General features: G+C 66.6%; 17 protein-coding genes. 6 read left to right on the forward strand and 11 right to left on the reverse strand.

Features of this window, described 5'->3' with window-relative positions:
- Positions 1-2: 2 nt before the first annotated feature.
- Together OLX23_RS16850 and OLX23_RS16855 are read right to left on the reverse strand one after the other, a co-directional pair.
- A complete protein-coding gene (locus OLX23_RS16850; protein WP_264446178.1) occupies positions 3-1,643 on the reverse strand; it encodes a DUF4166 domain-containing protein in 1,641 nt (546 codons plus the stop codon).
- The gene (locus OLX23_RS16855; RefSeq protein WP_319641330.1) at positions 1,640-2,881 is read right to left on the reverse strand and encodes an NAD(P)/FAD-dependent oxidoreductase; all 1,242 of its coding nucleotides are present in this window, start codon (positions 2,879-2,881) and stop codon (positions 1,640-1,642) included. Before OLX23_RS16855 ends, OLX23_RS16850 begins: the two co-directional genes overlap by 4 nt.
- 160 nt (positions 2,882-3,041) lie before the next feature.
- On the opposite strand from OLX23_RS16855, the gene OLX23_RS16860 reads away from it, so the two are divergent.
- The 3 genes from OLX23_RS16860 (at position 3,042) to OLX23_RS16870 (ending at position 7,217) form a co-directional block, all read left to right on the forward strand.
- Positions 3,042-3,665, forward strand: coding sequence for a gluconate 2-dehydrogenase subunit 3 family protein (locus tag OLX23_RS16860; RefSeq protein ID WP_264446180.1), 624 nt, complete (start codon positions 3,042-3,044; stop codon positions 3,663-3,665).
- Positions 3,666-3,678: 13 nt separating this feature from the next.
- On the forward strand, positions 3,679-5,328 hold the full coding sequence (locus tag OLX23_RS16865) for a GMC family oxidoreductase (protein WP_264446181.1): 1,650 nt from the start codon (positions 3,679-3,681) through the stop codon (positions 5,326-5,328).
- 74 nt (positions 5,329-5,402) lie between these two features.
- A complete protein-coding gene (locus OLX23_RS16870; protein WP_413629902.1) occupies positions 5,403-7,217 on the forward strand; it encodes a DUF885 domain-containing protein in 1,815 nt (604 codons plus the stop codon).
- 58 nt (positions 7,218-7,275) lie between these two features.
- Here the strand turns inward: OLX23_RS16870 and OLX23_RS16875 are convergent, their stop codons facing one another.
- The 3 genes from OLX23_RS16875 to OLX23_RS16885 form a co-directional block, all read right to left on the reverse strand.
- The gene (locus tag OLX23_RS16875; RefSeq protein ID WP_264446182.1) at positions 7,276-7,920 is read right to left on the reverse strand and encodes a hypothetical protein; all 645 of its coding nucleotides are present in this window, start codon (positions 7,918-7,920) and stop codon (positions 7,276-7,278) included.
- A 100-nt stretch (positions 7,921-8,020) separates the two neighbouring features.
- On the reverse strand, positions 8,021-9,013 hold the full coding sequence (locus OLX23_RS16880; protein ID WP_264446183.1) for a sterol desaturase family protein: 993 nt from the start codon (positions 9,011-9,013) through the stop codon (positions 8,021-8,023).
- 327 nt (positions 9,014-9,340) lie between these two features.
- Positions 9,341-11,791, reverse strand: coding sequence for a TonB-dependent receptor (locus OLX23_RS16885; protein WP_264446184.1), 2,451 nt, complete (start codon positions 11,789-11,791; stop codon positions 9,341-9,343).
- Between the two features lie 147 nt (positions 11,792-11,938).
- Here OLX23_RS16885 and OLX23_RS16890 point away from each other — a divergent pair, with 147 nt between their 5' ends.
- Positions 11,939-12,079 (forward strand): hypothetical protein, encoded by a 141-nt coding sequence (locus OLX23_RS16890; protein WP_264446185.1) that lies wholly within the window; start codon positions 11,939-11,941, stop codon positions 12,077-12,079.
- 127 nt (positions 12,080-12,206) lie between these two features.
- Here OLX23_RS16890 and OLX23_RS16895 read toward each other — a convergent pair whose 3' ends face one another.
- The gene (locus tag OLX23_RS16895) at positions 12,207-13,232 is read right to left on the reverse strand and encodes an alpha/beta fold hydrolase (RefSeq protein WP_264446186.1); all 1,026 of its coding nucleotides are present in this window, start codon (positions 13,230-13,232) and stop codon (positions 12,207-12,209) included.
- A gap of 314 nt (positions 13,233-13,546) precedes the next feature.
- Here OLX23_RS16895 and OLX23_RS16900 point away from each other — a divergent pair, with 314 nt between their 5' ends.
- A complete protein-coding gene (locus OLX23_RS16900) occupies positions 13,547-16,258 on the forward strand; it encodes a TonB-dependent receptor plug domain-containing protein (RefSeq protein WP_264446187.1) in 2,712 nt (903 codons plus the stop codon).
- 191 nt (positions 16,259-16,449) lie between these two features.
- Positions 16,450-16,824 (forward strand): response regulator, encoded by a 375-nt coding sequence (locus tag OLX23_RS16905; RefSeq protein WP_264446188.1) that lies wholly within the window; start codon positions 16,450-16,452, stop codon positions 16,822-16,824.
- Here the strand turns inward: OLX23_RS16905 and OLX23_RS16910 are convergent.
- The 5 genes from OLX23_RS16910 to kdpB form a co-directional block, all read right to left on the reverse strand.
- On the reverse strand, positions 16,775-17,086 hold the full coding sequence (locus tag OLX23_RS16910) for a hypothetical protein (RefSeq protein ID WP_264446189.1): 312 nt from the start codon (positions 17,084-17,086) through the stop codon (positions 16,775-16,777). The genes OLX23_RS16905 and OLX23_RS16910 overlap by 50 nt on opposite strands.
- 115 nt (positions 17,087-17,201) lie before the next feature.
- Positions 17,202-17,891, reverse strand: a complete 690-nt coding sequence (locus tag OLX23_RS16915) for a response regulator (protein WP_264446190.1) — start codon at positions 17,889-17,891, stop codon at positions 17,202-17,204.
- Entirely contained in the window at positions 17,888-20,566 is a 2,679-nt protein-coding gene (locus OLX23_RS16920; protein ID WP_264446191.1) for a sensor histidine kinase, read from the reverse strand. The genes OLX23_RS16915 and OLX23_RS16920 overlap by 4 nt, the downstream gene beginning before the upstream one ends.
- On the reverse strand, positions 20,563-21,165 hold the full coding sequence (gene kdpC / locus OLX23_RS16925; protein ID WP_264446192.1) for a potassium-transporting ATPase subunit KdpC: 603 nt from the start codon (positions 21,163-21,165) through the stop codon (positions 20,563-20,565). The genes OLX23_RS16920 and kdpC overlap by 4 nt, the downstream gene beginning before the upstream one ends.
- 12 nt (positions 21,166-21,177) lie before the next feature.
- Positions 21,178-23,232 carry a potassium-transporting ATPase subunit KdpB gene (gene kdpB / locus OLX23_RS16930; RefSeq protein ID WP_264446193.1) on the reverse strand — a complete coding sequence of 685 codons (2,055 nt, stop codon included), beginning with the start codon at positions 23,230-23,232 and terminating at the stop codon, positions 21,178-21,180.
- Positions 23,233-23,241 lie beyond the last annotated feature (9 nt).

Consider the following 23,241-nt stretch of genomic DNA (forward strand, 5'->3'; position numbering starts at 1 on the left):
GGCTAGCTGGCGGTCAGCCACCCCCGATAATGAACGATACGGCCGATGAGCGGCAGCGCGATCGGAACGTCGAAGCAGAAGCGGCCATCCTCTTCCCACTCCTGCGCGCGCGACCGGGGCGCGAGGAAGAGCGGCAGCGGCACGCGCCAGGCCGACCAACCCACCATCCGCATCTCTAGACCGCGATGATCGCTCGGCAGGTCGAAGCGGAAGCGTAATGGTCCGAACCGTTCGACAAGGCAGTCGTCCGCCTCCTCCAGCGAACTGGCGAAGGCCCGAGCGCCGAAATGGCGCGTCCAGTGCTCGCCACCGTCGCGTTCGCTAAACGAGACGTGGAGCGGGTATCGTCCCCCAACTGGAAAGCGCATGATGCGGGCGACTAGTTTGCCGAGTGGGTTCGCGGGCCCGGTGACTTCGGCCTCGCCCGAGGCGCCGCCGTCGCGGAGAACCTCGTGGATCCGCCGCAGTGCCTGGGGCAGCTCCGCAAAGCGGCTGCCCATGACGCGGGCGTAGAGCGGTGGCCGAAGCGTTCGTTCGCTGGTCGCATGCGCGATCGCGAGGCCAGCGAAGGCGTCCTGGAAATCGGCGAGCCTGAGGGCTTGCCCGGCGTCTCGGGCGCCGGGCGGCTCTGCGCCCGCCAGGATGCGCGCGGCAAGCGGGGGCACGGCGAGGGCCGGAATCTCGGGTCCGTCGCCGTGCTCCGCAATCAAGGTCCAACGCCGCTCCAGCCGCTGGTTGCCATCAAGGCCGAACAGGCGCAGTCTCATGGCCGATCGGTCGCTTCCCAGCCGCGCCGTCAGCCGCTGCATGGGTGCGATCCAGCGGGCGAGGCCGGCAAGCGATCCCAGCCAGCCCCAGCGGACTGGCCAGCTCAGCAGTCCCAGCGCGACGTTCTGGAAATCGAGCTCGGTGCCCGCGCGGAATATCACACTCGGCGTGCCCGGCAGACTATCCGGCATCAGTGCGAAGTCGGGCACGTCGACGAGTGCGACGCGGCGGCCTCGGAGTGGACGCAGGCCCGCCACTTCGAAATCGATGCGGATCGGTTCCTGCCAGCCATATGCGATGTCCTCGCGCCCGCTGCGTCGAGCGCGGAAAGGCTTGCCGACCTGACCCAGGATCGCTGCCGCTACGGCAGGACCGGCCGCGGCGCGGTTCGAAGCACTGATCGCGATCTCGACTGCGGTCACTCGGTCGAGCCCTGTCGAAAGCTCTCGGACCACCGCGCCGGAAAGCGCCGGGACGCTCGACGCGCCCGAGATCAAGACGACCCCGCGTTTGCGCGCGGCGGCGTCGAGTTCCGGCACCGCGGTGACGAAAGCTCTGCTATCGGCGATATCGCAATAGTGGACCCCCGCGGCGATGCAGGCTCGCGGGATCGTGAGGTCCATGGCCTGGAACGGGCCCGAAGCATCCACGAGCAGGTCGGGGGCGTGCTGCGACAGCGCCGCGACGATGTCCGAGCGCTCGAGTTCGACGGGGATCAGATGCGGATCGCCACGACAGAAGGCCTCCGCCTTGGCGAACGAACGTCCGGCGACGAGCACCTCCAGTCCTTGGCCTGCCAGGCGCCGGCTGATGCGGCCGCCAAAGCCGCCATAGCCCCCGAGGACGAGCACACGGCGCACGGGCTCGGCCGTCATGCCGGCAAGGCCTGGGTTTCGACCAAGGCAGAATATTCCTCTAGGCCTAGTGTGCCGAGCGGATCACCGATCAAGCCGCTGACCATCGATGCCTGGATGGCGGTGGCGGGCCAGAGCTTCGAGACAGGGCCGACCAATCGATCGCGTACGAAGGGCAGCAGGCGGCTGTCGGACTGGTAGACCGGCGTGAACAAGCAGGTCAGCGCCTGGTAGAGTTTGACGTGGCGACGACGCAACGCAATCGCCTCTGTGAGCGCTTGCGCGATGTCTCCATGCTCCGACAAGGCCCTCGCCAGGGCCCAGGCATCGAGCAGCGCCATGTTCGCCCCCTGGCCCAACTGCGGGCTGGCCGAGTGCCAGGCATCGCCGATGTGCACCAGCCTGTCTTCCAGGGGTGTTTTCAGGGTGCGGTGGGCATAGCGGGCAAAGGTCAGTTGATCGCGATCGACGATCTGCTCGAGGAAGGGCTCGCACTCGGGCCAGAGCGCCAGAACTTCCTGTTTCCAGGCGGCCAGTCCGGTTTCTCGCGACCGCGGATAGTCCGTGCCTTTGAGGGACCAGAAGAAGGCCGCACGCAGGGTCTCACCGGCGCCGACACCCAAGGGCAGTACACCCGCCATGGTGCTCGACCGGCGATAGCGTTGCGACAGTGTGTGGGGATCGAGGGGGCTGCCGCCGGGCCAATCGAGACTGGCCCAAAGCGCACCATAGTCCAACTCGTAGCCGGTGGGCGGAGCCAAGGCCGAACGCGTTCCCAGTCCATCGACGACAAGATCGAAGCCTTCGCTGGCTTGTCCGTCAGCGAAGAGCAGCGACCGTCCGCCGGCGACAAGCCGCGAGCCGACGACGGTGTGATCCGTGCGAATATCGATGCCTTCGGCCAGGATCGCGTCATGCAGGGCGGCGAACAGACTGGCGCGGTGGATGCCGATGCCGAAGCGGTCGCCGCGCGGCATCGCCGAATAGCTTACATCCAGGACCACGCGGTCGCCGGCCCGGCCGAACAAGCGGTCGATCCGGGCACCTTCGTGCCGGATCCGCTCCGCCAGGTGCAATTTCGCGAGCACGGCCAGCCCCGTCGGCTGGATCATCAGGCCGGATCCGATAGGCCTCGGCTTTTCGAACCGTTCGAACAGGGCAACGCGTTCGCCGGCGCGCGCGAGCAGGAGCCCGGTCGCCAAGCCGCCGATTCCGCATCCGGCAATGGCTATCGACCGTCGCTTCATTGCTTGCGTCATAGCGCGCAAGAATGACCAAAAACAAACCCCGCCCCAGCGAGCCGGGTCCGCCAACTCATAGCGTCAGGCGCGTCTCGTCCATGCGCCGTTTGCCGTATTCCCCGGTCGGATGCCTGGGGCGCAGGAATCGTGGGCTTTCCAGCCAGATTCGGAGCGGCCCATGGAACAACCAATCCCCTCGCGTCGCCAGTTCCTCGCGGCCGTGGGCAACCTGGCCAGCGTCGGCTGGATCACGCTGAACTGGCCGCAGATCGCGGTGGCGGCCGAACATGCCGATCATGCCGGTCACGACGCGGCGGCGGGACCCACCAGCCTGACCACCTTGACCGCGGCAGAGGCGGCCGAGGTCGACGCGATCGCCAACCGGATCGTGCCCGGTGGCGCCACCCCCGGTGCCCGCGATGCGCGGGTGATCTACTTCATCGACAATGCGCTCGGCAGCTTCTTCGCCGGCCAGTTGCCCGCCTTTCGCAAGGGCCTGACCGAGTTCGGCAGCGCCTATGCCGCGCGCTACGGCGCCGGCGCGCCGTTCTCCGCGGCGCCCGAGGCGCAGCAGACCGCCTGGCTGAAGGAGGCGGACAAGACGCCCTTCTTCACGGCGGTGCGGCGCCTGACCGTGCTCGGCCTGATCGCGCTGCCCAAGTACGGCGGCAACCACGACAACCTCGGCTGGAAGCTGATCGGGGTCGAGGACAACCACTATTGGGAGCCGCCTTTCGGTTACTACGACCGCGATTACGCGGGCTTCGAACCCTATCCCGGCACCAAGCCCTACACCGCCTGACGGAGCCCGCCTCATGGATCGCAAGACATTCAAGACCAGCGAGACGGTCGACTTCATCGTCGTCGGTTCGGGTTCCTCGGGCGGCATCATGGCGCGCGAGCTGGCGCGCGCCGGCAACAGCGTCGTCGTGATGGAGCAGGGCCCGCGCATGGAGGCGCACGAGTTCGAGCACGACGAGCTCAAATACCGCCAACTCTCGGGCATCACCAATAACCCGGCGACCAATCCGCAGACCTTCCGCCGCGACGCGACCGAGAAGGCCGAGCGTACCGCCGGCCGCAATCCGCTGACCTATGCGCGCGTCGTCGGCGGCAGCTCGACCCATTTCAACGCCAACTTCTGGCGCCTGCACGAGATCGATTTCATCGAGGGTAGCCGCTACGGCGGCATCGAAGGCGCGAGCCTGGTCGACTGGCCGATCACCTATGCCGAACTCGAACCCTATTACACCAAGGTGGAGTGGGAAGTCGGCGTCTCGGGCCTGGCGGGCGCGAGCCCGTTCGATCCCTGGCGTTCGAAGCCCTATCCGATGCCGCCGCTGCCGGTGAAGTCCTCGGGCGTGCTGTTCGAGCGCGGCGCACGCAAGCTCGGGCTGCATCCGTTCCCGGCGCCGATGGCGATCAATTCGGTGACCTATCGCGACCGCCCGGCCTGCGCGCAGTGCGGCCTGTGCGGCGGCTTCGCCTGCGAGGTCATGGCCAAGTCGTCGTCGGTCTGGACCGTGATCCCCGAGGCAGAGGCCACCGGCCGCTGCGAGGTGCGCTCCGAGAGCTACGTCTTCCGCATCGGCATGAACAAGGCCGGACGCACGACCGGCGTCTACTACTACGACAGCGACCGCAAGGAGCAGTTCCAGAACGCGCGCGCCGTCGTGGTCTGCGCCAATGGCGCCGAGACGCCGAAGCTGTTGCTCAACTCCGCCACCAACGGTTTCGAGCAGGGCCTGGCCAATTCGAGCGGCAAGGTCGGTCGCTACCTGATGTTCAACAAGGGCGGCGGTGCCCAGGCGCGGTTCGAGCATCCGCTCAACGAATACAAGGGCGCCAACGTCACGCGCATCATGCACGACTTCTACGATTCCGATCCCAAGCGCGGCTTCTACGGCGGCGGCGGCTTCGATGCGCGCTCGGGCGGGCCGCTGACCTGGGGCCAGAGCGTGCCCAAGGGGACGCCCAACTGGGGGCCGGAGTTCAAGGAATACCTCGAGTCCTACACCTACTGGATGAACTGCTCGGGCCACGGCACCTCGCTGGCGCAGGAGACCAACCGCGTCGACATCGATCCCGAGCTCAAGGACGACTGGGGTGTCCCGGCGATCCGCGTGACCTACAAGGACCATCCCGACGACGTGAAGCATGCCAAGTGGCAGGTCGAGCGCGCGGTCGAGATCATGGACGCGGCCGGGGCCGTGCAGATCGTCCCGGGTGAGGTCGGCGAGGCCAGCGGCGGCGTCCACCTGCTCGGCACTTGCCGCATGGGCAACGATGCGGGTTCGTCGGTGATCGACAAGTACCACCGCACGCACGACGTCAAGAACTTGTTCCTCTGCGACGGTTCGAGCATGGTGACTTCGGGACGCGGCCAGCCGACCCAGACGATCGAGGCGCTGGCCTTCCGCGCTGCCGATCACATCGCCAAGTTCGCGAAAGCCGGCGAAATCTGATCGCGCGAGTGGACGGTTTGCGGGACCTGACGGTCCGCCTATAGTGCGGACTGGCCTGCAACCGGGGGATCATCATGGAACGCCGTACCTTCGTCCTTGGCGCGGCTGCAGCGACGATCGCGCCGATGCGCCTTGCCGCCGCGCCCACCGCCGGAGCCGGCGACAAGGCGTTGCACGAGCTGCTCGATCGCATCTTCCACGTGCGGCTCGACGAGGAGCCCGAAAGCGCGACGAACCTCGGGCTCGACACGGGCCGCCGCGCGCCGCTCAAGGCCCGGCTCGACGATCTGTCGGGGGCGGCCAGCGCCCGGCGGCTCGCCCGGGCCAAGGCCGATCTCGCAGCGCTCCGCAGGATCGACGTGGCGACGCTCTCACGCTTCGCGCGGATCGATCACGAGGTCATGGCCTATCAGCTCGACAGGGCGATCACCGGGGCCGAGCGCTTTCCCTATGGCGGCGGTTTCTCGCGCGGCTCGATCTGGTCGCCCTATGTCCTGAGCCAACTCAGCGGCGCCTATCGCGACGTGCCGGACTTTCTCGACGCGCAGGTGCGCGTGCGCGACGCGGTCGAAGCCGACGCCTATCTATCGCGGCTCGAGGCCTTTCCCAAGGCGATCGACGACAACAACGAGCAGCAGCGCGGTGACGCCGCCAAGGGCGCGTTCGCGCCCGACTACATCCTCGATACGACTTTGCGCCTGCTCGCCGCGGCGCGCGACGTGCCCGCCGAGCAGAGCGTGATGGTCGCGAGCTTCGCCAGGAAACTGGCCGAGGCCGGGCTCCCGGCAGGCCGCGTGGCGCGGGCGACGGCGATCGTCGAACAGAAGGTCTTCCCGGCGCTGGACCGTCAGCGCGCCTTGGTCACCGAGCTGCGCGGCAGGGCGGTGCACGACGCCGGCTGCTGGCGCCTGCCCGATGGCGAGGCCTACTATGCCGCTGCGGCCGAAGCGGCGACGACGGTGCGGATGAGCGGCGACGAGATCCATCGGCTCGGGCTCGAACAGGTCGCCGAACTCGGCGGGCGGATCGATGCGATCCTCAAGGCGCAGGGCATGAGCCAGGGCACGGTCGGCGAACGGCTAATCGAGCTCAACAAGCGGCCCGATCAGCTCTATGCCAACACCGACGAGGGGCGGGCGGCGCTGCTCGCGCAGCTGAACCGGCAGATCGAGGCTATGTACCGGCGGCTGCCCGAGGTCTTCGCCACGCTGCCCAAGGCGCCGGTCGAAGTGCGCCGCGTTCCGCCGAGCATCCAGGCCGGCGCGCCGGGCGGTTACTACGAGGCGGCCACGCTCGATGGTTCGCGGCCGGGCATCTACTACATCAATCTGCGCGATACGTTCGATCGCCCCAAGTTCGGCCTCGCCACCTTGACCCATCACGAGGCGGTGCCCGGCCATCACCTCCAGGTCATGGCGGCGCTGGAAAGCCCGGAGATCCCGCTCGTCCGCCGCCGCGCCGGGTTCTCGGGCTACTCCGAGGGCTGGGCGCTCTATTCGGAACAGCTCGCCGACGAGCTGGGCATGTTCGAGGGCGATCCGCTGGGGCAGGTCGGCTATCTGCAATCGCTGTTGTTCCGCGCGACCCGGCTCGTGGTCGACAGCGGCATGCATGCCAAGCGCTGGAGCCGTGAAAAGGCGACCGACTATTTCATGGCCGCTACGGGCATCGCGCGCGGACGCAGCCAGGGCGAGATCGACCGTTACACGGTCTGGCCGGGGCAGGCCTGCAGCTACAAGATCGGCCACACCGCCTGGGTGCGCCTGCGCGACGAGGCCAAGAAGAATCCGGCTTTCACGCTCAAGGAATTCCACGCCGTGCTGGCTTACGGATCGATGCCGCTCGCGGTGCTGGAAAAGGTCGTTCGAGAACGCTGGGCCGTGCGCTAACGAAAACGCCGGGCCGTCCGCTAAGCGGGCGACCCGGCGTCCTGTAATTCGGCGGTGTTCAGGCCGGGGTCGCTGCGAAGTCCAGCGAGGTCTCGGGTTCTTCCGCCAGCAGCTTGCGGACCCGCGAGCGGAACAGATAGTTCTCGAGGAAGTGGCCGACGACCCACAGCGCGAAGAAGATGCCCATGAAGACGTAGGCGGTGGTCATCGAGGGCTTGCGGTTCCGCTTGCCCATTTCCTCGCCGCCCTTCTTCTTTTCGGGCTTCGGCGCGCCGAGCATCTGGTCGACCGCGTTCATCGGCACGTCCTCGGGCTTGACCAGCTGCCGCTTCTTGGCGGCCTCGGCCTTGGCGGCGACGACTTCGGGCGGATTGCGCCATTTGTCCATCGCCACGCCGAGCTGGCCGACCGCGTAGAACATCAGCGGCGCCAGGAAGCAGGCCAGCAGCGCCTTGCTCATCATGTCGAAGCGCAGCACGCCGTCGGTGACGCGGAGCGTGCCGCCGTCGAAGACCGACATCTTGTCCTGCGGGCGCTGGCGCGACTTGGTGAAGGTCAGCGTGTCGCCGTCGATCCGGCGGGTGGTGTTCTCTTCCTGAAACAGGATGTCGATCTTGCTGAAGACCGCCGCGGGCGATTGGCTCGATCCCGTATCGACAGAGCCCCTAACGCGCCAGATCCAGTCGATGAAACGTAGGTTCACGGGTTTTCCTTCGAGATAGCGACGCGATGATGTTGTCTCGTGGTTGCGAACCTCGCGGCGCCGGCTGCTGAGGGGGACCAGCACCGCGAGGTCGCTTGCGTCATTCGGCCGGGACCGCGACCATGCCGCGACGTGCGCCGAACTTCGCCTTGAGCAGCTTGTACGGCTCTGTGAACGTGTAGTGCATCGTTTCCCAGATCGACATGCGGCGGCCGCCTTCCTGGCCCAGGAGCTCGGCCTCGCCATCGCGGCAGGTGCCGTGCATGCGGTCGATGAAGATCCAGGTGCCGGCGTAGTTGCTGCGGGTGCTGTCGTAGTCCTGAGCGTGATGCAGGCTGTGGTGCTCGGTCGTGTTGAAGATTTTGAACCACCACTTCGGCGTGTTGAAGCGGATGTTGCAGTGCTGGTAGGTGCCGACCGCCAGGCCGAAGGCACCGGCCAGCAGGGCCGCGCGCGGCAGGAAGTCGAACAGCCCGCCGACGCCGAGGCCGATCAGGAAGATCTCGATCGGGTTGCCGATGCTGCCCTTCTGGATGTTGAGCTGCGTGACGAAGTGGTGCGGCGCGTGGGTGACCCACAGCGGGTACCAGTTGTGCATGCCGCGGTGCATCCAGTACTGGAAGTAGTCACCGATGAACGAGATCGCGAAGGCCTGGATCAGCAGGGGCAGGCCCATGAACCAGGCGAACTTGGCGAGGTCGAACGTGTCCTGGAACCAGGTGATGATCGCGTCGCTGTTAATCGGCGCGAAGAACACGCGGACGACCATCATGCCCATGGCCACGTAGAAGGTGTCGCAAGCGAGCTCCTTCCAGGTGTGCTGCCAGCTCTTGTAGCGGGGGCTGACCCACTCCATCGCCAGCATGAAGAACTTGACGCCGAGGCCGATCCACAAGGTGACCGACGGCTTGATCCACTCGGCGGGCGCATAATAGTAGAACGCGACGACCGCGAGCAGGAATGCCGGCTGGAAGTGGGTGAAAAAGGCTTGCTTGACCGGGCCGCCTTCGACGCGGCCGAGATTGTCCAGTCCCATGGTGACGGGTGCGCTTACCATGTAGGACGGTCTGTCGATTGTGATCGCTTCACTCATTGGCGGAACCCTTGATGAGGCACTAGGCGTTGGTATCAGGCCCTACTGGCATCCTCGCGGTATTGCGGGCCGCCGGGGGCGATCAGACGTTCTGGAATGATGTAAAAATCCAAGGCAAAGCGGCAGATACTTGTCGCCAATGATCGGCATAGATCATCCCTATGACCAAGGCGCAGTAACGGCGCGAGGGCGCGGTTCGGCGTGGCTTCGGGCTGGGTGGCGTCAGGCGACTGGCCGGGATCGGGCGATGAAAATCCACCGCGGTATGGGTTTCATCTTCAAGAAGTCGGGGCCCGCCTGAACGACAGGCCCCGATAGTTCGGAGTATTAGTATCGGAAACGGAAGTCTACGCCGACGCGGCGCGGTGCCAGGATATTCTGGGCATAGTAACGCTCGACGATGCCATTGCGGACCTGGTTGAACGAACTGATGTCGTTGCTGATTCCGGTGATGGCGTACTTGTTGAAGATGTTGTCGGCGTAGATGCCGAAGTCGAAATGCTCGGCGCGATAGGTGATCGACGCGCGATGCGTGGTGTAGGAGGGGATGACCTCGCCGTTACCGCGCAGACCGATGCGCGAGTAGACGTCGCCCTTGTAGGCGACAGCCCAGTTCGCCTCGATCTCGTTGCCGTTGGCGAGCGGCTGAGTGTAGGTGACCTGCGCCGAGCCCGCGTGCTTGGAAGATCCCGGCAGGCGGTCGCCGGCGAAGGCGCCGTAGGACTTGCCCTGGCTGACGACGAGGCCCGGGGCGTCGGCGGTCAGATAGGCGTCGGTGTAGCTGTAGTTCCCCTGGAGCGAGAGGTTCGGCGTAACCTTGACCCTTGCGGTGAATTCGACACCCTTCGACACTGCGCTGCTGCCGTTGACGGTGATGCCGACCGCACCATTGACCGTGCGCGACGGGACCTGGAGGCCGGTCCATTTGACGTGGTAGACCGAGCCGGTCAGCTGCAGGCGCTTGTCGAGCAGCGAGGCGCGGACGCCGAGTTCGATGTTGCGCGTCTTGTCGGGCTGATAGGCCAGTTCGCTCGGCAGGGCGCAGACGTTCTGACCGGCCGGCAGCGGGATGATACACGGTGCGACGCGGTTGACGTTACCCGTGCGGTAGCCCTTGCTGTAGGTGAAGTAGGTCATCAGGTCCTCGCTGAACTTGTACGAGGTGTTGGCCTTCCACACGAAACCATCGGCTGCCGTCGATCCCGACCGGACGCGGCTCGGGATGATCTGGGCGAGGGGGTAGGGGGTCCGGACCTGGCCGCTTGCGGTCAGCGGGGTGTCCGTGCCGCCCTCGGCGAAGGCGTCGTACTTGAAGTAGCGGACGCCGCCGGTGACCTGCCACTTGTCGGTGATGCTGAACGTGCCCTCGCCGTAGACGGCCTTTTCCTTGGTCTGGGTATTGACGAAGGAGATGTATTCGAGGTCGTCGGGGCGATTGATCGGCGGGCGCGGCAGGCCGGTGCTCGGAACGATCGTGCCGGCGCGGGTCGAATTGTACCAGGCGACGTAGCCGGGCAGCACTTCCTTGCCGTTCGAACCGGTGCGCATGTTGTTGTAGAAGCCGCCGATGACCCAGCTGAACGGGCCGCCATGGCTCGAGACCAGGCGCAGTTCGGCGTTGAACTGCTTCGTACGGTTGTTCGACTGGGTATAGGCCGAATAGTTCGGGAATGCCTCGTAGCCATAGTTCAGGTCGAGCAGCAGGTCGGTCTGGTCGCCGAAGGTGTCCGTGGTCTGCTTGGTCCAGGCCGAGGTGGCGACCACCTGAGCGAAGCCGAGGCTGACGTTCGCTTCGGCCGCGAACAGGTCCGACGTACGGGTCACGGGTTCCTGGTAGCGCTTGGCCGATTCATAGCGACCGGTGCCCAGCACGCCGGCCTGAACCGTCTGCGTGCCGCCGGTCTTCGTCTGCTGGTGCGCATAGGTCAGGTACAGCTTCGCATCGGGATTCAGCTCGAGGAGCAGCTGGTTGCGCGTGGTGAAGGTGCGCTCGTAGTTGAGGTCCTTCTTCGAGTAGAAGTTGGCGGCCTGCTGCGCTGCCGTGCCGAGGCCGGCCTGGGCTGCGGTCGTCCCGCGGACCGGCTGGGGATTCGACACGCCGGGCTGCTTGAGCAGGTAGTTGTAGTCGATGAAGCCAGGGTTGTCGTAGTAGCCCACGACCGTACGGAAGGCGATGTGATCCTGCACGATCGGCACGTTGATCGTGACGTCGCCGTTGATGCCCGCATCCTTGCTTTGCGACTGACCGAAGGCGCGGAGGTGCGCGTCGATCGACCAGTCGCTGCTGTCCGGACGGTTGGGCATGTAGCGGATCGCACCCGACAGGGTGCCCAGGCCGTAGAGCGTGCCCTGCGGTCCCTGCAGCACTTCGACGCGGGCGATGTCGAGCAGCTTGAAGTCGAGGTAGAGCGGCACTTCGCCGAGATAGACGCCGACCGCGCTGTTGGAGTTGGCGCCGCTGCCGGCATCCGACGACGAGATGCCGCGCATGATGATCGTACCGGCCGAGCGCGGGCCGGTTTCGGCCACGGTCAGGCCCGGCGTGAAGGCCGCGAGGCCCTTGGCGTCGTCGATGCGCTGCTTGGAAAGCTCCTGCGAGCTCAGCGCGCTGATGTTGATCGGCGCGTCCTGCAGCGAAGTGGCGCGGCGGGTTGCCGTGACCACGATTTCGTCACCCTCATCCTTGGCGGTGACGGCGACATCCTGCGCATAGACCTGCGTCGCGCTCACGCCCATCAGCATGGTCGCAGAAAGTAAAGTGTTTCGAATCAATCTCATAAGTCACTCCGACCCCTAGCTGTTTGAGCCTATCGTGAAGTGACATCCCTCCCTTGGCGCTCTGGCTATGCCGGCACCTTGTGGTCGTTCTGGTATTCTTTTGTGTTGAGCCCCCGCCCTACTTTGATGGGCGACAAGGGATAAGGTATGGATATTACGAATGTGGTCAAGCGTAATATTTCCGCACCTGCTCAGTATGAGCAAGATTTATGCTGCATCGCACAAATCGTTGGTTCTATGGGGAAAATCGGACGTCCGCTGATTGCGTCCAAAATGGCTTCGTCGTGAAAATCGCACGCGGAGATAGCTGTCAGGTACCCGTTGGCCACGGTCGGCGAATCAAACCGCGGCATCGCAGATGGATACGCATTTGCCTCTAGCGATGCCGCAACGCGACAATCGGAACGGGGTCACCCTAGGATGCCGCCGGCGCCTTCGGTCGCAAGGCCGGGGCCAGGTAAGGGCTGCGCAGAGCCTTGTCGATTTCACGCTGTGCCTCGGCGAGATGAAAATCCTGCGCCGCGAGATCCAGGAGCAGGTCGGCGGGATCGACGCCGTGTAACAGGTTCTCCGCGATCCAGGTGCGCCATTCGTCGTTGAACGACGGATGGTGGCTCGTCCCCGCGGACGGCGGCGGTGCCGCCAAAGCCCGCCGGGGTGTTCCGGGCTCGGCCAGCAGGCAGGTCTGGAGCAGCGCATCCATCCTGCCCTCGTCGATCAGCCACTTCACCACCGCATGCGGCGCTTGCGGAAAGTCCATGATCCGCACCCCTTCGACCTGCGCGAACCTTTCGGCGTGGAGCCGATCGAGGTTGGTGCTGCCGTCGGTCTCGGCTCCCGTGCCATAGACGAGCTGCATCTCGGGCAGCGCGTCGAGGCCTGAGAGCAGGGCCGGTAGATCGTCATAGAGCGGTGAGGGAGGATGCCGCTCCAGCGCCTCCATGACGGCGATCCAGCGCAGGTCGTCGTCGCGCCGGGCCCAGTCCGAACGCAGGTAGGACAGCGGCCCGAAGGCCAGGACGCGGTCCACGCCCAGCAGGGCGCCGTAGAGCACGGCAGCGTAGGCGCCCATCGACTGGCCGACCATGGTGACTGAAGTCGGGCGCACGGCCTCGATCAACTGCCGGATGCGCGCGGCCGTCTCGTGAACGTTGCGGCCGAGCCCGGCGATGCCATGCTGATACCAGAGGTTTGCACTATCGCGCAGGTAGAGGCAGTTGATCGGGCGCTGCGTCGCAGCGCTCATCTTCTGGACGCGGCCGACGAAATCGAAGGCCGGCAGGCTTTCCCAGGAAACGAAGGCGAAGGACACGACGAGCGGCGCGTTCGCGTGCGGAGCGTTCAGCATGAAGCCGGCATCGGGATCGGCCTGTACCGTCGCGAATGGCGTTCGTTCCGGAGCCGTAACGATTGGCTTCGGTGGTTTGACGAGATCCCGCATCGCCGGCCTCTATCGCATCTTTCTCACGTCGATCCAGTGCGGATCGCTCCGGTCCGGCTCGGTTCGATGCCGCGTTACCGCGGCGAAACCACTTGCACTTCCGCCGATTCTGTCGCCAGTGAAGGTGCGGGAGGGGACATGGCCGAGTGGAAAGCCGGCATGCGGGTGCTGTCTGAGGAAATGGTTTGCATCGGCCCCAGCGCGCTGCGGCGAGCCATCGCATGACCTGCTCGTCCGCGCGGTGCGCCGCCCTGTTCGTCTCTGCGACGCTTGGCGTCGGGCATGCTGCTGTAGCATCTGCGCAGGACCGCGCCGTGCAGATCGAGATTCCGGGGCAACGCCTGGACGGCGCGCTGCTCGAATTCTCTCGCCAGGCGAAACGGCAGCTCCTGTTCTCGCCCGACCTCGTCCGCGGGAGGGTTTCGCGCGCGGTCGCCGGTACCTACCCACCGCTCCTGGCGCTTCGCCGCATGCTCGCGGGCTCGGGCTTGAATGTCAGGACGACGGCTTCCGGGGTCTTCGTGATCTTCGTCGACCGGACGAGCGCAATGCCGCGCGCGGCGGCCGCTGCTCCGCGGCCCCGTCCCCCGGTGGCGATGACCGACCCGGCGACGATCGTCGTCACGGCGCGCCGCCGCGAGGAAATCCAGCAGAACGTGCCGCAGACCGTCAACGCCGTGACCGCGCACGATCTGCGGCGTTTCAACGTTCAACGTTTCGAAGATCTCCAGTACCTGGTGGCGGGTCTCGATCTGTCCAGCGGTGCGCGTGGCTTCAGCAACACGGCCTCGATGCGGGGCGTTACCTTCGCCACCGAGAGCGCCGCCAGTCCGACGGTCGAGTTCTATCTCAACGACGCGCCGGTCAGCTCGGGCTTCCTGTTCCAGTCGCTGTTCGACACCCGGCAGATCGAAGTGCTCCGCGGTCCGCAGGGCACTCTGCGGGGACGCGCGGCACCGTCCGGCGCGATAACGCTGACGACGCGCGAGCCCGAAATCGATGCGTGGGGCGGCTACCTCGAGGCGACCGCCACGAACCTCGGCGGGGTGAACGCCAACGCGGCGCTCAACATGCCGCTGATCGAGGGAGCGGCCGCGCTCCGTGTGGCGGGGCTGGTCGATCACAACGATTACGACGGGGTGCGGAGCGTGAGCAATCCCGCGAAGCCCTGGCAGCGGACCCATGCGGTACGGGCAACGCTGCGCGCCGAGCCGCTTCCCAACCTGTCGGCGACGGTGATGTACCAGCATCTCGACAAGGACATGGGGACCTTCCCCCACGTCGCCGGCACCGGTTCGCCCGGCGGCGTTTTCATGGCGCCCGGCTATGCCGAGCCGGTTCGCCTGGCCGCCGGGTTCAACGGACCGGTCCTGCGGGCGCAGGACCGCCGCGCGATCGCCGAAGTCCCGTTCCGCTCGACCGATCGCTATGATGTCCTCATCGGCCGGATCGATTGGCGTTTCGGGGGGCAACGGCTGATCTATGTCGGTAGCTATGCGAACAGCCGCAACCTGAGCCTGCGTCCGGGCGATGCCGGAAATCTGCTCCCCGGTTACGACTACGACGTGACCACGACCAGTCGTAATCGCTACTGGACCCACGAAGTCCGGCTCGAATCCGAAGAGCGCCTGGCCGGCATTTTCGACTATACCGCGGGCTTGTTCCACTCGCGCACCAGGGGCGAAACCGCGAGCAATCGCGGCCCGAGTTTCGATCGCGGCGCCTTCGGTTCGCCGCTCGGCGCGCCGTCTCCGTTCGGGCCCGTGATCGCGCGGTACAGCTCGGCGAGCCAGCTCGACCGTTCGCGCAACACCTGGGAAACCTCGTTGTTCGGCAATCTCACCGTGCATTTCGGTGATCGGACGGAGCTGGCGATCGGCGGTCGCTACATCGCCGCCGGCAAGAACTCGACCACGCGGAATTCGCGTCTGCCCGGCGGGATCGAACTGGTGCCGGCGGCGTCTGACGGGTGCGCGCCTGGACAGACGCTGAGTGCCGCCTATCCCGGCTTTTGCGATGCCGCCATCGCCGCGGGTCTTTCCGGCGCGGCCGTCGTCGAACGCGGTGAGCGCGATCCCTTCGTCTACAATCTCCAGTTCACCCGGCACTTCGACGATCGTCTGATGGCCTACGTCTCCTATGGCACGTCGTGGCGCGATGGCCCGGTCAGCGTCGGCATCACCAATGGCGGGCGCGGCAGCGATGGCGGCACCGGCGATCCGGTCCTCCGGCGGCTGACGGAACTGCGCCCCGAGCGGTCCGCCTCGCTCGAGGCCGGATTGAAAGTGACACTGCCCGATCATCGCGGCCGCTTCAGTCTGGCGGTCTACCGTCAGACCTTCGAGGGGCTGATCTTCCGCGGCACGCCGACCTACTACCTGTCCGACAACGGCGTCTCCCCGCCCTCGGTGGTGCGGTTCAACTTCACCACCAACGCCGATGCCATCGTCGAAGGTGTCGATCTCGATTTCGCCTTCCATCTTCTCCCACGCTGGGTGATCGCCGGGGGCCTCAGCTATGCCCGGGGCCGGATCGACAATGCTCCGATCCCCTGCAACGATGGCAATTTCGACGGCCGCACCGACGCGGTGGTGCCGTCCGCTGCCGATTTCGCTGCTGCGGGACTGCGGATCGCGCAGTGCCTGAGCAATCGGACGATCTCGCAGACACCGCGGTGGAATCTTGGCTTGCAGAGCGAATACGGCTTTCCCGTTTCCCGCCGCGTCGACGCCTACCTGCGCGGGCAATTTTCGCTCTATCCCGAAAATCGCCAGGAGGACGGCAACGCCGCGATCGCGGGATATGGGATCGTCAACCTGTTCGCAGGGATCAAGGATCCCGACGATCGATGGTCGCTCGGCTTGTTCGCCAAGAACCTGCTCGGGGGCAACCGGCTGGTCGCGCGCGAGACGATCGAGGTGGTCTCGGACGGGAACGTCGGGCGCTATTTCGGACCCACCGGCTACTACAACGTGCGAAGCTCTCCGCGCAGGACCTACGGCCTGACTTTCACGATCACGCAATGAGCGATCCATGACGGTCGATTTGGATGCAGCGCTACGGTGCTCTTCCCGGGGCTCACACCAGGGCGATTAGACCAAAGTCTAATACTGGGGGCGATGGGTCTATTGCTTTGCCGGGCATGTCGCCGAATTGTTCGGGGGTTCGTTTGCTCGGGAGACGTCGCTCGCCTCTAAGCATGGGAGGAACGCGTTCCATGGATGATGCCGGTGCCGAACGTCCGCGTCGTACGATCCTTCTGCTCGAAGACGAGATGTTGCCGGCCCTCATCGTCGAGGGGATTCTTTCCGACGCGGGCTACGACGTGGTCGGCCCGGTTCCCAATGTCGAGGAAGCCCTGGCCTTGCTGCGCGGCGCGCGCGTGGATGCGGCCTTGCTCGACCTCAACATCCAGGGGACCTTTTCGTACGACGTGGGCGAACGCTGCGAAGAGCTCGGCATCCCATGGGGCGTGACCACCGGATACGAGGCGCAATCGCAGCAGCTGTCGGCTCGCGACATCCCGGTCCTGATGAAGCCCTTCACCGATGAGCAGTTGCTCGCGATGGTCGCCGACCTGCTCGATCGCTAGGCAGGGGCCTCAGCGCCCAGCGGGGAGAGATCGCGACCTCGTCGAAGATGTGCGCGCCCAGCGACGACAGAATGACCCCGGCACTCGCGCCGAGGAATGCGACGGCGGCGAGGCCCATCTCGGCCGGGGAGCCTTCGTGGGCAGGCGGCGTCTGCACCATGGCGACGAGGCCTGCGGCGGCCAAGCCGGAGATCGCCATGAGCCCCAGGCCGAGGACCCGCAAAAGCAGATCCGTCGCCAGATTTTGCCGTACCTTGGGCATGCCGCACTCCGTCGTTGCGGCGCTTCATCTAACGGTGCGGCAATATGGATTCGAGCCGCAGGCGCTGCCCCTGGCGTAGTAATTTCATAGCAATCGGACGAACCGATCGCCGTGTTCAGAGATCGGCGATCAGGCGGTATCCGACACCCAGCTCGTTGATGATGAGCCGCGGGCTGGCCGGGTCGTCCTCGAGCTTTTGCCGCAGATTGCGGATGACGATGCGCAGATAGTCGACCCGGCGATCGGCCTCGTGCGGCCAGTTGGCTTCGAGGATCTTCTGATGCGTCACCACGCGGCCTGGATGCTGGGCAAGCTGCTGCAGCACCGAGAATTCCTTGCGGGTGAGGTGGACCTCTTCGTCCCCGCGGGTGATCGCGCGATTGGTGAGGTCGATCGTCACCTGGCCCGCGTTCACGATCGGCGCCGCGCCCTGGACGGCAAGCCGGTCGCGCAAGGCGGCGCGGAGCCGGGCCAGCACCTCGTCGCTGTCGAAGGGTTTGGTGACGTAGTCGGCCGCGCCGAGATCAAGCGCGGCGACCTTGTGATCGGTCGCTTCGCGTGCCGAGATGACGAGGATCGGTGCGGGCGTGCGCTGTCGCAGCAACTGGATAATCTCGAGGCCGTCGCGATCGGGCAGGCCAAGGTCGAGCAGCACGGCCTCGGGCTGGTGCCGGGCCGCGAGCTCCAGGGCTTCTGCGGCGGTCTTGGCTTCGATCACCTCGTAGCCGCCGCGTTCGAGGGTGCTGTGCAACAGCCGCCGAATATGGAGATCGTCGTCGACGAGTAGCACGCGGATCGCATTCATATGTCGAGCTCCTGATCCGAGCCGCGCACGAGCAGGCGCTCGGGAAAACCGATCGTGAAGACCGCGCCGGTTCGGTCGGTACGGTTCGTGGCGCTGACCGTCATTCCCATCGCTTCGGCAAAGCCCTTGACGATGGCCAGTCCAAGGCCGGTTCCGCTGATCGAGCGGTCCGATCCCTCCAGCCTTCTGAACGTCTCGAAGACTTCGTCCTCGCGGCCGGGCGGCACACCGACGCCTTCGTCGAGGACCGAGAGCAGCAGGTCGTCGTAGCGCCGTTCGGCGCGCACGGTGATCGGCGAGCCCGGATTGCCATAGCGGCCGGCGTTGTCGAGCAGGTTGAGCAGGCAGTGATGGAACAGCTGCGGATCGACCCGCACCAAGGGAAGGTCGGGCGCGACTTCGAGTTGGATCGCGTGGCCTTCGAGCGAGCGGCGCGTATCGTGCACGGCGCTGGCGACGGCATCGGTGAGATCGACGGGTTCGATGTTGAGCTTGAGCGCGCCGGCTTCCACCCGCGTCATGTCGAGCAGGTTGGCGACGAAGCGGTTGAGCCGCATGGCCTCGCTTTCGATCGTCTCGAGCAAGGGATCCTCCCGCGTTCGGCGCAGTTCCGCCGCAGCCGCGAGCACCGAGGTCAGCGGCGTGCGCAGATCGTGGCTGACCGAGGAGAGCAGCGCGGCACGCAGACGATCGCGCTCGCGCACCGTGTCGACGTCGCGCATCTCGGTCTCGAGCCGCAGCCGTTCGAGCGCCAGCGCGGTCTGATCGATAAGGCTCGCGAGCAGGGCGAGCTGATCCGAACGCACCGGATCGCCGCCGTCGTCGCGGGCGAGGCCCAGCACGCCAAGGATGCGTTCACCGGCCTGGAGCGGCTGGAACCGCCAGTCGGAGGCGGTGAGCGTCGCCGTGCCACGACCGGCCGGCTGGCCCGTGTCGCTGACCCACTGCGCAGCCGCCAGTTCCATCGTTTCCAGGTCGAAGCCCGCTTCGCTGGCGGCCTGGATCGCGAAGCCGGTTTCGGATTGCTTGAGCAGGACCACCTTGACCGCCAGCAGTCGCGCGATCTCCACGCAGGCCGCGCGCGCGACCTCGTCCGCGTCATTGAGCGCGGTGATTTCGCGCAGGTATCCGGCCAGGGCCGCGTTGGTCCGCGCGCTCGTCGCGGCGAGATCGGCCTGCAGGCGCACGCGCGAGGTCAACTGGCTGGTGACCGCCGCCACGCCGAGCAGGACGATGATCGAGATCACGTTCTCGGGATTGTTGACGGTCAGCGTGCCGGTGGGGGGTAGGAAGAAGAAGTTGTAGGCGAGGCTCGACAGCAAGCCGGCGAAAAGGCCGGTGCGCAGGCCGAACAGGCTGGCCGCGGCCATCACCGGCAGCAGGAAGAGCAGGGCCACGTTGCCCAGGTCGAGAATGTGGAACAGCGAAGAGCCGGCGGCCGTCACGCCGGCGACCATCAGCGAGGTGTAGACGTAGCCCGACGGGGCGCCCCAGTCGCCCAGGCTGCGTTTGCGCTTGCGGCTGCGTGCCGGGACGTCGGCCGTGGCGGGCTTGAGCGGCAGGACGTGGACGGCCACGTCGGGCGTCTGCCGCACGAGCCGATCGACCACCGAACCGTGACGCAGCTCGAACAGGCGCGAGCGCGACGACTTGCCGACGATCAGCTGGGTGGCGCGGGCATCGGTCAGGAAGGTCTTGAGCCCTTCGGTCACGCTGGCCGCGGGCAGCGTGGCGACCTGGCCGCCGAGCTGGGTGGCCAAGGCCAGCACGGCCGCGACGCGCTTGTGATCCTCGGGGTCGAACTGGCGCGTGCGCGCGGTTTCGATGTGAACCGCCGTCCAGGGCGCGTGCAGCGCGTCGGCGATGCGCTTGGCGGCGCGGACCAAGCCGTCGGCGCCCGACAGTTCGCTGACCGCGACGACGATCCGCTCGCTACCCGCCCAGGTGCCACCCAGCGCATTGGCGCGCAGGTGCTCGAGCATCTGCGCGTCCACCGCCTGCGCGGCGCGGCGCAGCGCCAGCTCGCGCAGCGCGGAAAGGTTGGACTTGGAGAAGAAATGCCCGAGCGCGCGCGTCGCCTCGTGGGGCAGGTAGACCTTGCCCTCCTTGAGCCGCTCGATCAGCTCGTCGGGTGGGATGTCCACCACTTCGATCTCTGCCTGTTCGAGCACGCTGTCGGGCACGGTCTCGCGCACGCGGATGCGGGTGAACGAGGCGACGATGTCGTTGAGGCTCTCGATATGCTGGACGTTGATCGTCGAGTAGACGTCGATCCCCGCTGCCAGCAGTTCCTCGACGTCCTGATAGCGCTTGGGGTGGCGGCTGCCGGGGGCATTGGTGTGCGCCAGCTCGTCGACCAGCGCCAGCTGGGGGCGGCGTTCGAGCAGGGCGTCGAGATCCATCTCGTCGAGCACGCGACCCTGATAGGGCTCGCTGCGGCGCGGCAGGATTTCGAGGTCGTGGGTCAGCGCCTGGGTCTCGGCGCGGCCGTGGGTTTCGACCACCCCCACCACGACATCGACGCCGGCCCGTCGCCGGGCGGCGCCTTCGGAGAGCATTTCATAGGTCTTGCCGACACCGGGGGCGGCACCGAGGAAGATCTTGAGCTTGCCCCTGCCTTCCTGCGCGGCGGCGCGCAGGAAGGCTTCGGGCGCAGGTCGGTCCCTGTCCGTCAACGGGTTCCGCCCGAACCGTTCACGGCCAATTTGTCGAGTGCCTGGTTGAGCGCCAGGACGTTCACCCGGTCTTCGCCGAGCACGCCGGCGATCGGATGCTCGACATGGCGTTCGACCAGCGCGCGGACTGCGGCTTCGGGTATGGCGCGGATCCTGGCGACGCGCGAGACCTGCGCGAGCGCTGCGGCGGGTGACAGGTCGGGATCGAGGCCCGAGCCGCTCGTCGTTACGAGATCGGCCGGGATTCCGCCCGTGATGCCTTCGGCACGACGCTTTTCGACGTCGGTCTTCACGCGGTCGGTCAGCGCCTGCGCGGTCGGGCCGAGGTTGGAGCCGGCCGAGGCGAGGCCGTCGTAACCCTTGCCGGCGGCCGAAGGACGCGTCTGGAAATAGCGATCGGAGGTGAAGGCCTGGCCGATTACGGTAGAACCGATCACCTTGCCGCTCGCGTCGCGCAGAAGACTGCCGTTGGCTTGCGACGGGAACAGGGTCTGGCCGATGCCGGTCATGGCCAGCGGATAGACGATTCCGAGAAGGATCGCGAACAGGATCGCCATGACGATCGCCGGTCGCAGCGAAGAGGTGAAGTCGTTGCCCATGGTAGTATCTCCTCAGGCCAGACCGAGGCCGCCGACGGCCAGGTCGATGATCTTGATGCCGACGAAAGGCGCGATCAGGCCGCCAAGGCCGTAGACCGCGAGGTTGCGCGCCAGCAGCGGCCCCGCGCCCATCGGCTTGTAGGCCACGCCCTTGAGTGCCAGCGGCACCAGCAGCGGGATGATCAGCGCGTTGAAGATGATCGCGGAGAGGATCGCGCTCTGCGGCGTCTCGAGGCCCATCACGTTGAGCACGCCGAGCCCCGGATAGAGCGCGACGAACATGGCCGGGATGATCGCGAAATATTTGGCCACGTCGTTCGCCACCGAGAAGGTGGTTAGCGCGCCGCGCGTCATCAGCAGCTGCTTGCCGAGGCCGACGACCTCTATCAGCTTGGTCGGATCGCTGTCGAGATCGACCATGTTGCCGGCTTCGCGCGCCGCCTGGGTCCCCGTGTTCATCGCCACGCCGACGTCGGCCTGGGCGAGGGCGGGAGCGTCGTTGGTGCCGTCGCCGCACATCGCGACGAGGCGGCCGCCCTGCTGCTCCTTGCGGATCAGGTCTAGCTTGTCCTCGGGCGTCGCCTGGGCGAGGAAATCGTCCACGCCCGCCTCGGCGGCGATGGCGGCGGCGGTCAGCGGGTTGTCGCCGGTGATCATCACCGTGCGGATGCCCATCTGGCGCAGTTCGCCGAAGCGTTCGCGGATGCCGGCCTTGACCACGTCCTTGAGAAAGATCGCGCCCAGCAGGCGCGGTCCGTTTCCGGCATCCTGCGCCACGGCCAGCGGCGTGCCGCCCTGGCGCGAGATCTCGTCGGTCACGCGGCGCAGCTCGGTCGCGGCAGCGGTCTCGCCCAAGCCGGGATTGGCCTTGAGGATCGAATCGACCGCGCCCTTCTGAATCACCGTGTCACCCAGCTTCACGCCCGAGATGCGGGTCTGCGCGGTGAAGGGGATGACTTCGGCGCCGGCCGGCAGTTCGGCCTGCGACACGCGGAACCTGTCGCGCGCGAGGACGACGATCGAGCGGCCTTCGGGCGTCTCGTCGGCGAGGCTGGCGAGCAGCGCGGCTTCGGCCAGCTCCTGCTGCGCGGCACCGCCGACGGCACGGAACTCGCTGGCCTGGCGGTCACCGATGGTGATCGTGCCGGTCTTGTCGAGCAGCAGCACGTCGACGTCGCCCGCGGCCTCGACCGCGCGGCCCGACTTGGCGAGCACGTTGAAGCGCACCAGGCGGTCCATGCCGGCGATGCCGATGGCCGAGAGCAGCGCGGCGATCGTCGTCGGGATCAGGGTGATGAGCAGGGCGGCCAGGATGGCGACGGGGATGTTGCCGCCGGCATAGCTCGTGAAGCCCGGGATCGTGCCCACGGCGATCAGGAAGATGATCGTCAGGCCGACGAGCAGGATGGTCAGGGCGATCTCGTTCGGCGTCTTCTGGCGCTCGGCGCCTTCGACCAGCGCGATCATGCGATCGAGGAAGCCCTGGCCGGGATCGACCGTGACGCGTACCTTGATCGTGTCCGAAATGACGCGGGTACCCGCGGTCACGGCCGAACGGTCGCCGCCGGCCTCGCGGATCACCGGCGCGCTCTCGCCGGTGATCGCCGCTTCGTTGACCGAGGCGACACCCTCGATCACCTCGCCGTCGGCGGGGATCAGGTCGCCGCCGTCCATGCCGGCTTCGACCAGGACCACGTCGCCGGCGCGGAGCTGGCTGGCGGGGACCATTTCGGTGATCCCGTTCTTGAGCCGGCGCGCGACGAGTTCGGCCTTGGTGGCGCGCAGCGAGGCGGCCTGCGCCTTGCCGCGGCCTTCGGCCAGCGCCTCGGCGAAAGTGCCGAACAGCACGGTCAGCCAGAGCCAGACCGCGAGCTGCGCCTTGAAGGCGAAGCCCAGGGTGTCGTGGCCGACGACGAGCAGGATCGTGAGGAGCAGGGCCACGACCGCCGTGACGAACATCACGGGGTTGCGGATCAGCTCGCGCGGATCGAGCTTCTGGAAGGCGCCGCCGATGGCGGGAACGATCAGTTCCGCCGTGAACAGCGATTTGTTGGATGCTTGAGCCATGGTGTGGCG

The sequence above is a fragment of the Novosphingobium sp. JCM 18896 genome (genome assembly GCF_025938095.1).
Lineage (GTDB): Bacteria > Pseudomonadota > Alphaproteobacteria > Sphingomonadales > Sphingomonadaceae > Novosphingobium.